Origin of the sequence: Aeromicrobium sp. Leaf272, from assembly GCF_001422865.1 — a bacterium.
Taxonomy (GTDB): Bacteria; Actinomycetota; Actinomycetes; order Propionibacteriales; family Nocardioidaceae; genus Aeromicrobium.
Window position 1 is genome coordinate 270,157 of record NZ_LMMY01000013.1, and the last position, 10,755, is coordinate 280,911.

The window sequence follows — 10,755 nt, forward strand, 5'->3', positions numbered from 1 at the left end:
GTGGTGGAGCAGGCCGAGCCGGGGCAGACCGAGCGCCCAGCCTGGCGCCGCTTTCTCGACCGGCAGCTCAGCCGCGAGCCCCTGGTGGTCGTCCCCACCCACGCCTACGGCCTGCGAGGCGTCGCGGACGGACCTCCGGCCCCGCACCGCCTGGTGCCGCTGCTGCGCACCGCGCTGCTGGGTGCGGCCTTCGCCGTCCTGGTGGTGCTCGCCCTCACCCGCCCGACGCCCCTCGTGGCGGTGCCCGGGGTCGTGGTGGCCGTCGCGCTCGCGGTCGGCGCGTCGGAGGGGACGCTGCGGCACTGGCGGCACCGCAGACGTCTGCGTCGCGCCCTGGTCCGCCACGCCCCGACCACGGCGATGGCCTACGCCGGCAGGTCGGGCGGTCCGTGGCAGCTGCGCATGTGGGAGCCCTACCTGCTGCGCTCCGGTGAGCCGAACGTCATCATCAACCTGCACGCCAAGTACGTCGAGCGGATCCTGACCGAGGGCGACGCCCCGCTGCGATCGCCCTTCGTGCAGCTGGGGTCACGGGGGATGAAGGACCTCGGTGACGCGCTGGTCCCCAGCCTCCGCGCCTTCTTCTACGTGCAGAACGCCCAGACCAACGCCCGGTTCATGGCGCGCCGGGACATCACGCACGTGTGGCTCAACCACGGCGACTCCGACAAGCCGGCCAACTACAACCCCCGGCACGCGGACTACGACGTCCTCGTCGTGTGCGGCCAGGCGGGCATCGACCGGTACGCCAACCACGGCATCCACGTGGACGCCGACAAGTTCGAGGTGCTCGGCCGCCCCCAGGCGTGGGACATCGAGCCCGCTCGCGGTGCCATCGGGTCCCTCGAGCAGCCGACCGTGCTCTACGCGCCGACGTGGCACGGCCTCGACCCCGCGGTCAACTTCTCCTCTCTCGAGCAGGGACCGAAGATCGTCGCCGCCCTCCTGCGACGTGGGGTGCGCGTGGTCTTCCGGCCGCACCCGCTCAGCTACCGATGGCGCATCCGACGGGCCGTGGTGCACGAGATCCACGGGCTGCTCGAGGCCGACCGGGCCGCCGGCGGTCCCGCGCACGTGTGGGGACGGCGCGCCGACGTCGAGTGGAGCGTGGCCGACTGCACCAATGCCTCCGACGCCCTCATCTCCGACGTGTCCAGCGTCGTGTCCGACTGGCTGCAGTCCGAGAAGCCGTACAGCATGACGGCGATGCGGTCGAGCGTCGAGGAGTTCCGCGACGAGTACCCCATCGCCCAGACCGCGTACGTGCTGCGCGGTGATCTCGAGAACCTCGACGAGGTCCTCGACGACCTGCTCGTGGACGACCCGCTGGCCGAGGCCCGGTCGGCTCGCAAGCGCTACGTGCTGGGGGAGTTCCGGGGCGAGGAGTCCGCCGACGCCTTCGCGGGGTTCGTGCGGCGCGTGGTGCGCGAAGGCCGCTGAACCGGCAACCGTCCGCTCTGGGACACTGTCCGCATGCGCGTGCACCTCGGAACCGACCATGCCGGCCTCGAGCTCAAGGACGCCCTCGCGGCGTGGCTCACCGACCACGGGTACGAGCCCGTCGACCACGGCGCGCACGAGTACGACGCCGACGACGACTACCCGCCGTTCTGCGTCGCGGCGGCCCAGGCCGCGGTCGACGAGCCGGGGTCGCTGGCGATCGTGATCGGCGGGTCGGGCAACGGTGAGCAGATCGCCGCCAACAAGGTGCGCGGCGCTCGAGCGGCGCTCGCCTGGAGCACGGAGACGGCCGCACTCGCCCGTGAGCACAACGACGCCCAGGTGATGGCCATCGGCGGGCGCATGCACACGTTCGAGCAGGCCGTCGAGATCGTCGAGACCTTCCTGACCACGCCGTTCAGCGGAGCCGAGCGTCACCAGCGCCGGATCGACCTGCTCGCCACGTACGAGTCCACCGGTCGCTTCGACTGAGGTCGGCGGGTCGGGCGTGGACCTCCGGCCCTGGTGCTGCAGGCCCGCCTGGGCGACCATGACGATGTAGACACCTCTCGGTGCCTCGCGTCGGGGACCAGGAGGCCGTGTGACCGCCACCCCGCACCACCACACGCTGAGGTCGATCATCGACCTCGCCGAAGGACCTCGTGAGGGTGCACTGCTGGTCGTGGGAGAGCCGGGGATCGGCAAGACCCGGTTGCTGAGCGAGGCGGTCGACGGCACGCCCGTCCCCTCCACCATGGTGCGCACCAACCCGCACGAGGCCGCGTACGCCATGTCCGGCCTGGAGTCGGTGCTGGTGGCGCTTTCGATGCACCTGGCGCCCGACCTCGAGCGTCGGGCCGCGTCGATGGCGGAGGGACCCGGCCAGGAGCTCGACGCGGCCCACCACGTGCTCGACGTGATCCAGGCGATGCGACTGCCCGCGACGCTGCTGCTGGTCGACGACGTCGACCGGATGGACGCGCACAGCCAGGCCGTGCTAGGCCTCGTGGCCGGTCGCCTGTTGCACACGGGGCTCCGGCTCGTGGTGACGGCTCGGACGATGTCGGCGAGCGCGCCGCTGGGTGGGATCCCCCGCCGAGAGCTGCGCCCGCTGCCGCCCGACGTCCTCGCCGACGAGGTCCGCGACCCGGGACACGAACCGTCGGAGTCGACCGTGCGCGTGCTCTCGACCTACTGCCGCGGCAACCCGAGCCTGCTGCGCGAGCACCTGGAACGTCTCGACCCGGACCAGGCGCGAGGTGACGCCTGGCTCCAGCTCCCGCCGCGCGGTGGCTCGTGGTCCGCCGTGCTGACCGCTCCGATCCTCGACGGCCTGGACGCGAGGCAGCGGACCGCCCTCGACGTCGTGGCCCTCTCGTCCCTCGCGCACCCCCTGGTCCTCGGGCTCGTCGACTCCGGACTGCCCGGCGCGGTCGACGAGCTGGTGGACGAGGGTGTCCTGAGCCGTAGGGGCCAACACGTCGCGTTCCGGGACGCCCGCCTGCGCTCCCGGATCTACTGGTCCCAGTCATCGGCATCGCGCCGTGAGGGGCACGCGCGTCTCGCCGCTGCGGCCCGGGGACGCAGCGAGCACCTCGAGGCGTGGCACGGGAGCTTCGACGGCGAGCCCGTCGGGGTGGAGGCGCTCCTGCGCAGCGCGGTCGGGCTCGTCGCGTCGGGCGACGTCGCGGCCGCGGTCGAGCTGGCCGAGCGGGCGCTGCAGCGGGTGGAGCACGTCGACCGGCACCTCGACACCATCATCGGCCTCTGCTCCCAGCTCCTGCGCCACGGCGAGGTGGTGCTGGCCGCGCGCTACAGCCACCACCCGCAGGTCGTCGACATCACGGCCACCCAGGCGCTGCGCCTGGCCTTCTTCGAGCTGGTGCACGAGATGGTCACGTCGCAGCAGCTCGTCGACGACCAGGTGCGGGCCCTGGCCGAGCTGCACGCCGGGACCGCCCCCGACACGGCGGCCGGCCTCCAGCTCGCAGCCGCATGGTTCCGCGCCGAGCGGTGGGAGACGGCGGAGGCGCGGGCGCTGCTCCCGTCCACCGCCGCCACGGAGGGACGGCTCTCGGACGAGACCGTCGACCAGCTCGGGATCACCATCGCGGCCCTCGACGCCATCGACGGCGTGGAGTCGACCGAGGGGGCCACCGTGACCGGCCTCGGGTCGCTGGACGGCAGCGAGCCGGCGCCCCTGCTGATGCAGGCGCGGGCGCACTCCCTGGCCGAGCGACACGGGGAGGCGCGCGACCTCTTCAACATCGTGCTGCACTACCCGACCGCCCTGGACCCGGTGTGGACCGACCTGGCCCGGCTCGGCGCCGTCGGGAACGAGGTGGCGGCCGGTCAGTTCCGACGGGCCCGCGAGTGCGCGACCGCGTGGGACCCCGACTCCCCGTGGGCAGGGCTGCGGTCCTCCGGGCAGCTGTACGTGCGCGCCTGGATCCAGTACTCGGTCGGACGCACCGACGACGCCGACGAGGTCCTGCAGCGGTCCAGTGAGCTGGCCTCGCTGGAGGGTGCACCCGCCACCATGGCCCGGGCGCTCGCCCTGAGGGGGACGATCGCCCTCCTCCGGGGTGACGCGGACACCTCGGTCACTCTGCTGCGCCAGGTCACCGGCTACGCCGCCCGGTTCCGCAATCCCACCCTCCTGCGTCAGTGGGCCGACTACGCGGAGGCGTGCGTCGCGACGGGTCGGCACCGGGAGGCGACCCGGCTCCTCTCCTCCCTCGAGGCCCGGCAGGCGGCCCATCCGAGTCGGTGGGCGGCCCTCGCGATCGCGCGCATGCGGGCGCTCACCGCCGAGGGTGAGGCGTCCCTGCCGCTCTTCACCGCCGCGGCCGGCCTGTTCGAGCCGGGCGAGTCCCCGTACGAGCAGGGCCGCACGCTCGCGGTGATGGCCACCCGGCTCACCGCGCTCGGCCACGCGCACGAGGGTGCCCGGGCCCGGACCCTGGCCGTCGCCGCGTTCGACATCGCGGGGGCCACGGGGTGGGCGGTCCGCGGAGCGTCCGAGCACGGCATCGAAGCCACTCCCGTCAGGGACCAGCTCAGCGACGAGGAGTGGGTCGTCGCCACTCACGTGAAGGACGGCCTGCGCACCCGCGACATCGCCGCGGCGATGTTCATGTCGGTCCGCACGGTGGAGCTGAGGCTCACGGCGATCTACCGGAGGATCGGGGTGGCGTCGCGCTCGGAGCTCGTCGCGGAGATGCTGCGCGAGGGCGGCTAGACCCGAGCCGTCGGTCGCGCTCCGCTCCGCCGTCGGCGGTGTCCCGCACACCTGGATGCGGGCCGCGGCGGGCCACGTGCGGGTGTCCGGCTGCGCCCCGCACGCCTGAGCGATTCGGCTTCTCAGCCTGTGGGCGTCGGGGCCAGAGTGGCGTCCAGGACGGCGCACGGGGCGCCGACGAGAAGGAGCACCCCATGACGCTCGCCGACTCCCCCCAGACCCAGCTGGCCACGGCACGCCGCCGTCCTCCGACCTCGGTCGTCACGTCCCGGGCGTCCCGGCGCAGCGTGCTGAAGCACCTGTTCCCCTTCGACGTCGCCGTCGTCGGGCTCGGCCGGGTCGGACTGCTGACGGCGCTCGCCCACCACAGGGCAGGATCGCGGGTCCTCGCGCTGGACGTCCCGGCGCCGAGCCGGGCGCCGGACGACGTCGGACCTGCCGGCCAGGACCTCCTGCGTCTCGCCACGACCCTCGGTCTGGACACGTTCACGGTCTCGCCCGACCTAGCACGCGCCGGCGACGCGCGAGCCGTGGTGGTGTGCGGGCCGACACCCGACGACGACGACGCCCCCGACGTCGAGCTCCTGCGAGCCCTGTGCGCCGTGGTGGTGGACCAGGCGGTCCCCGGCCAGCTCATCCTCCTCACCTCCACGGCGTACGTGGGGTGCACGGAGGACCTCCTGGTGAAGCCGCTGCGCGACCGCGGGCTCGAGCCGGGATCGTCCGTGCACGTCGCCTTCAGCGCCCGACGCCGGATCGGGGGACGCGGCGCGACGGCGAAGGAAGCAGGCCCCCGCGTGGTCGCCGGATGGACGTCGGCCTCAGCGCAGCGTGCCGCCCAGCTCGTCGGTCGGTGCGAGCAGGAGGTCCACGTGGTGCGCACGCTGGGTACCGCCGAGCTGACCAAGCTCCTGGACGACACCTACCGTGCCGTCGGCGTGGCCCTCGACGACGAGTTCGATCGCATCGCGCCCGGCGTCGACACCGTGCGTGGATCGACGTCGACGACGGCCGGGGACACCGCGTGACCAGCGGGACGAACCGGTCCGTCGTCACCGGCGGCGCGGGGTTCGTCGGAAGTCACCTGGTCGAGCTGCTCCTCGAGCGGGGCGACGAGGTGGTGGTCCTGGACGACCTCTCGACGGGCGACATCAGGAACCTCGCGACGGTGCTCGACCACCCACGGTTCCACCTGAGATCGGGCTCGGTCATGGAGAAGTCGGAGGTGCGGTCCGCGGTCAGGGGTGCGGATCGCATCTTCCACCTCGCAGCTGCCGTCGGGGCGCACGCGGCCCTCGGCTCGCCTCTCGCGGGCATGCGGATCAACATCCACGGCACCGAGAACGTCCTCGACTCCGCGTTGGACTCCAGTGCCGAGGTCCTGCTGGTGTCCACGGCGGAGGTGTTCGGCAAGAACGCGATCGACACCCTGTCCGAGGACAGCGACCGGGTCCTGGGCACGCCGCTTCGCTCGCGGTGGACCTATGCCGCGGCCAGGGGCATCAACGAGGCCTACGGCCACGCCTACTGGACCGAGCGCGGTCTGCCGGTCCGCATCGTCCGGCTGTTCGACACCATCGGTCCGCGTCAGGTGGGCCAGTACGGCATGGTCGTGCCGCACCTGGTCGCCGAGGCCATGGCCGGCGAGCCCATGACCGTGTTCGGGGACGGCGAGCAGACCCGGTGCTTCGCCTACGTCGGCGACGTGGTGCCCGCGATGGTCGCCGTGCAGGAGTCGAAGGGCTCGATCGGCCGGGCCTACAACATCGGGGGCACCGAGGCGTTCAGCGTCAACCACCTCGCGCGCCGCGTCGCGCGGGTGACGCGGAGCCACAGCCGGATCGTCCACGTCCCGCAGGCGGACAGGCAGGGGTCCGGCAGGGAGGACCAGCACCGGCACGTCCCGGACAACACCGCGGTCCGGCGCCTCGTCGGGTACGCGCCCACGACCACCTTGGACGAGATGATCGCTCGGATCGCCGAGACCCTGGGGGCCCGACGGGTCCGCCGGCCGAGGATCGGTCGGGCGGCGAGGTCGGGTTGATCGACGGTGGGTCTCCGGAGGGCGCGCTGCGGCGGATGGGTCTCCGGCGGACGGACGAGGTGCCACCGACGGGCGCCGTCATGCGTCGACGGCTGGTCGCACCGCGATGCCGGCCGCGCTGCCGACGTCTCTGGCCCTAGGCGTCGTCTCGGCCCTGCTCGGCCTCGCGCAGCACGATGTGGGCCGCCTCGCTCAAGGTGACCTCGGCCTCCTCGGCTCGCCTGCGCAGGAGGTCGTACGCGTCGGCGGTCGTGGAGTCGTGCAGGTACGCGAGCGCACCCTTGGCCTGCTCGACGGCGATCCGGCCGGTCAGTGCGTCGTCGATCCGCTGGACGGCGGTTCGCACCGAGACGGGGTCCGCGTGGACGATGACGAGCATGGCGAGGTCGGCGAACGCCTGCAGGTGGACGGCCTGGGCGGCGTCGAAGTCGCCCGGCACGGTGCGCACGAGGCCCACGGCACCGAGCGGCTGGCCGCCCCAGCGCAGCGGCACGGCCAGGGCGGAGCAGACCCCCACAGTCTCCATCGCGGCCGTGAGGTCGGGCCACGGATGGGTCGTGCTCGAGATGTCGGGCATCGTGACGGGCCTGCCGTGCGTCCACGCCTCGAAGAGCGGACCCTCGGCGGCCTGGACGTCGTGCAGCGTGAGCAGGTCCTCGCGGTGGGACGACGACGTCAGGACCTCGAGGCGGTCGTGCCGGTCGGCGACGGCCACCGAGCACGCCACGGCGCCGAAGGCCTGCGTGACCTCCTCGAGCAGCGCGGTCAACGTTCCCGCGACGTCGTGGGGGATGACGAGTGAGGCCGACACCGTGGAGAGTGCGCGTGCCATGTCGCTCATCAGTCGCCTCCGATGCGAAAGTCCGTGTAGTCGATTCGACGCGCGATGACGTCGGCCGCCACCACGCTGACGTCCTTGTCGTGAGCGTACGCGTGCGCCCGGATCAGGGCGACGGCATCCTCCGGGCTGACTCCGAGCTGGGCGATCACCATGCCGCTCGCCTGGTGCAGCTGTGATCGTACCGACCACGCCTCCGTGTCGCTGGTGACCGGGGCGAGGACGCTCGAGTCCTGGAGCAGTGCGGTGCCGACGGCGTCGGCAACCTCCTGCACGGTCTCGAGCTCCTCCTCGAGCGGCCCGTGGGCGCGGTGCAGCGTCAGGACGCCGACGACGAGGCGACCGGGACGCATCGGGACGGACCAGATGGTGCCCTCGAGGTCGTTGCTCATCACGGCGAGGGCGGGCCAGTGGTCGGCGGAGACGTCGCCGAGGCGGACCGTGACCAGCTCGCCGGTACGGCTGGCCGTGAAGGCGGGGCCTTCTCCGGCGACCTCCTGGAGCTCCTCGTATCGCTGGGTCACGTCGTCGGTCGCGCACAGGAGCTCGTGCTTGGTGTTCAGGAGTGCGGCGGAGATCGATGCCCCGTCGGCGCCGACGACGATGCGGGCGGCCTCGCACAGGCGCGGAGCGACGTAGCTGGACTCGTCGAACGACGCGAGGAGCGAGGCGAACCGCACCAGTGCGCGCCGACTGTTGCCGAGCTCCATCGGAGACTCCTCACCCGCCGCGTCACGTCCCAGGAGGGTCGCACGTCTGACACGTATCCCTCATCATGACAGGAGGCGGCACAGGAGTCACGGCCCGACCCCGCCATCGGCCCGCACCTTCCAGGACGGTCGACTGGCGCGTCCGACCCGCATGGCTACGCTCGCCTGGTGGCTCTCTCCCGCGGCGTCCCCGACCCTCGGAACCGTCGTGCCTGAGGGGCACACCCTCCACCGCCTGGCCGGGCGCCTCACGAAGACCTTCGCCGGCGACCGGGTGCGCTCGAGCAGTCCGCAGGGCCGTTTCGTCGACGGAGCCGGCCGGCTCGACGGGCTGGTGCTCGCCGGTGCCGACGCGTGGGGCAAGCACCTGCTGGTGCGGTTCGAGGGCCTCGACGAGCAGGTGCACGTCCACCTCGGCCTCTACGGGGCGTTCCGGATCTCGAAGCACGCCGAGGGCGAGGTCCCCGAGGTGAAGGGCCAGGTGCGCTGGCGTCTCGAGGGCCCGGCGGAGTGGCCCACGCGCACGGCGGACCTGCGGGGTCCCACGGCGTGCGAGCTGCTGCTGCCCGGAGAGGTGGAGGCGCTCGTCGCGCGGCTCGGTCCCGACCCGTTGCGGGCGGACGCCGAGCCCGACCGCGCCTGGCAGCGGATCCACCGCTCGAGGGCGCCGATCGCGACCTTGCTCATGGACCAGTCGGTCGTCGCCGGCATCGGCAACGTGTACCGGGCGGAGGCACTGTTCCGGCACCGCATCGACCCGTTCCTGCCCGGCCGGGACCTGCCCGAGCCGATCTGGGACGCCCTCTGGGCCGACCTCGTCGCCCTGATGCGAGAGGGCGTGCGCAAGGGTCGGATCGACACCGTCCACGTGGCGCACGGCCCGGCCGTCATGGGTCGGCTCCCGCGACGCGACGACCACGGCGGCGAGGTCTACGTCTACCGTCGCGACGGGCGGGAGTGCTACGTCTGCGGCGACGAGGTGCGCACCCAGGTCCTCGCGGCAAGGAACCTGTTCTGGTGCCCCACGTGCCAGGCCGCGGGTACGCTCGGCCGGTGAGATCACGTCTTCGCCGCGCCCGGCACACCGTGGGGCGCTACGTCGACGACCGGGTCGTGCGCTGGCAGACCGGCACCCAGGAGGGTCAGGTCGCGGTCCTCGGGGTGCTGGCGGTCCTCAGTGCGGTGATCCTCGCCCTCTCCATCGTGTCGTACCCGGTGTTCCCGGCCTTCACCTTCGTGATCCCGCTGCTGCTCGGCAGCATCACCCTGCGCTTCAAGCCGTTGCTCGTGCTGGTGGGCACGATCGCGCTGTTCGTGGCCGTCACGGTCACCGTCGAGTCGCTCGAGACGGGCATGACGACCAACCGGGTGAGCTCGCTCGTGATGATGACCGTCGTGGCCGGCATCCAGCTGTGGGAGGCGCGACGTCGGCGGAGCGGACTTCCCGGTCCGCTGGGCGAGGCCATGCTGGTCGACCTCCGAGACCGGCTGCAGGCTCAGGGCAAGGTCCCGCCCCTGCCGGCTCCGTGGCACGCGGAGTCCGCGATGCTGACCGCGGGCGGGGTGCACTTCTCCGGTGACTTCATGGTCGCCAACCTGAGCGAGGACGAGCGGAAGCTCGAGATGGTGCTCGTCGACGTCTGTGGGAAGGGCGTGGCCGCGGGGACCCAGTCGTTGCAGCTCGCCGGGGCCCTCGGTGGTCTGATCGGGGCGCTGCCGCCGCTCGCCCTGTTCGCGGCCGCCAACGACTTCCTCATGCGGCAGGACTGGGACGAGGGCTTCGCCACGGCGGTGCACGTGACGATCGACCTGCGCAGCGGGGACTACGGGATCATCAACGCCGGCCACCCGCCGGCGCTGCACTGGCACCCCGGCGCATCGGACTGGAAGACCGACCACGCCCGCGGCACGGCGCTCGGCATCCTGCAGCACCCCGACTTCCACGAGACTCGAGGGACCCTCGCGTCGGGGGAGGCCCTGCTGTTCTTCACCGACGGCGTGGTGGAGTCCCGTGAACAGGGCGTGGAGGAAGGCGTCGAGTGGCTCCGGTCCGTGGCCGCGCGTGCCGTGCGACCCGGCTTCGAGGGCGCCGCCGGCCGCATCATCGGACGGGTGAAGACCAAGGACGACGACCGAGCGGTGCTCCTGCTCGCACGTCGCGACTGACCCGCGGGCCGCAGCATCACCGGCCACGCGCATGTGGCATCCTGGAGTCGCTTCGGCCCCGAGAGCGGACGTAGCTCAATTGGTTAGAGTCTCTGCCTTCCAAGCAGAATGTTGCGAGTTCGAGTCTCGTCGTCCGCTCTCGGGGCCGAAGCCTGTTCCCAGCCGCGAGGCGTGGTCGAGCAACACGGGTCAGTGCTGGCCGGGCAGCACGAGTGCCCCGACCGATGGGTCGGGGTGTCGTGGTGGTCGAGTGTCAGGGTCGCCAGCGCTGGTTTCGTTGCCAGGTGTCGGAGCCGGGGAGCTTCCACTCGACGTG

Annotated in this window: 9 protein-coding genes and 1 tRNA gene; 8 read left to right on the plus strand and 2 right to left on the minus strand. The window is 72.5% G+C overall.

The annotated features are described in order from the left end of the window. The 5 genes from ASF38_RS10530 to ASF38_RS10550 all read left to right on the plus strand — a co-directional run bounded on the left by ASF38_RS10530 (position 1) and on the right by ASF38_RS10550 (position 6,725). The gene (locus tag ASF38_RS10530) at positions 1–1,440 is read left to right on the plus strand and encodes a CDP-glycerol glycerophosphotransferase family protein (RefSeq protein WP_162237345.1); all 1,440 of its coding nucleotides are present in this window, start codon (positions 1–3) and stop codon (positions 1,438–1,440) included. 33 nt (positions 1,441–1,473) lie between these two features. Next, complete coding sequence (locus ASF38_RS10535; protein ID WP_056553036.1) at positions 1,474–1,932, plus strand: ribose-5-phosphate isomerase; 459 nt, start codon at positions 1,474–1,476, stop codon at positions 1,930–1,932. Positions 1,933–2,041: 109 nt separating this feature from the next. Further along, positions 2,042–4,681: an AAA family ATPase gene (locus tag ASF38_RS10540; RefSeq protein ID WP_056553033.1), complete on the plus strand. Its 2,640-nt coding sequence runs from the start codon at positions 2,042–2,044 to the stop codon at positions 4,679–4,681. A 194-nt stretch (positions 4,682–4,875) separates the two neighbouring features. Next, positions 4,876–5,709 (plus strand): hypothetical protein, encoded by an 834-nt coding sequence (locus ASF38_RS10545; protein WP_055964976.1) that lies wholly within the window; start codon positions 4,876–4,878, stop codon positions 5,707–5,709. Then, positions 5,706–6,725 carry an NAD(P)-dependent oxidoreductase gene (locus ASF38_RS10550; RefSeq protein ID WP_055964980.1) on the plus strand — a complete coding sequence of 340 codons (1,020 nt, stop codon included), beginning with the start codon at positions 5,706–5,708 and terminating at the stop codon, positions 6,723–6,725. The genes ASF38_RS10545 and ASF38_RS10550 overlap by 4 nt, the downstream gene beginning before the upstream one ends. Before the next feature lie 136 nt (positions 6,726–6,861). On the opposite strand, the gene ASF38_RS10555 is transcribed toward ASF38_RS10550, so the two are convergent. Together ASF38_RS10555 and ASF38_RS10560 are read right to left on the minus strand one after the other, a co-directional pair. Beyond that, on the minus strand, positions 6,862–7,566 hold the full coding sequence (locus ASF38_RS10555) for a GAF and ANTAR domain-containing protein (RefSeq protein WP_055964983.1): 705 nt from the start codon (positions 7,564–7,566) through the stop codon (positions 6,862–6,864). After that, positions 7,566–8,273, minus strand: coding sequence for a GAF and ANTAR domain-containing protein (locus ASF38_RS10560; RefSeq protein ID WP_055964986.1), 708 nt, complete (start codon positions 8,271–8,273; stop codon positions 7,566–7,568). Before ASF38_RS10560 ends, ASF38_RS10555 begins: the two co-directional genes overlap by 1 nt. Positions 8,274–8,481: 208 nt before the next feature. Between ASF38_RS10560 and ASF38_RS10565 the strand changes: the two genes are divergently transcribed. From ASF38_RS10565 to ASF38_RS10575, 3 genes are all read left to right on the plus strand, one after another. Further along, positions 8,482–9,330 carry an Fpg/Nei family DNA glycosylase gene (locus ASF38_RS10565; RefSeq protein WP_055966344.1) on the plus strand — a complete coding sequence of 283 codons (849 nt, stop codon included), beginning with the start codon at positions 8,482–8,484 and terminating at the stop codon, positions 9,328–9,330. Then, a complete protein-coding gene (locus tag ASF38_RS10570; RefSeq protein ID WP_156364701.1) occupies positions 9,327–10,439 on the plus strand; it encodes a PP2C family protein-serine/threonine phosphatase in 1,113 nt (370 codons plus the stop codon). The genes ASF38_RS10565 and ASF38_RS10570 overlap by 4 nt, the downstream gene beginning before the upstream one ends. Before the next feature lie 64 nt (positions 10,440–10,503). Next, a tRNA-Gly gene (locus ASF38_RS10575) sits at positions 10,504–10,577 on the plus strand. Positions 10,578–10,755 lie beyond the last annotated feature (178 nt).

Coding starts and splice junctions, on each gene's coding strand:
- ASF38_RS10560 (WP_055964986.1), bottom strand. CDS start 8,273: ATGGAGCTCGGCAACAGTCGGCGCGCACTGGTGCGGTTCGCCTCGCTC.
- ASF38_RS10545 (WP_055964976.1), top strand. CDS start 4,876: ATGACGCTCGCCGACTCCCCCCAGACCCAGCTGGCCACGGCACGCCGC.
- ASF38_RS10535 (WP_056553036.1), top strand. CDS start 1,474: ATGCGCGTGCACCTCGGAACCGACCATGCCGGCCTCGAGCTCAAGGAC.
- ASF38_RS10555 (WP_055964983.1), bottom strand. CDS start 7,566: ATGAGCGACATGGCACGCGCACTCTCCACGGTGTCGGCCTCACTCGTC.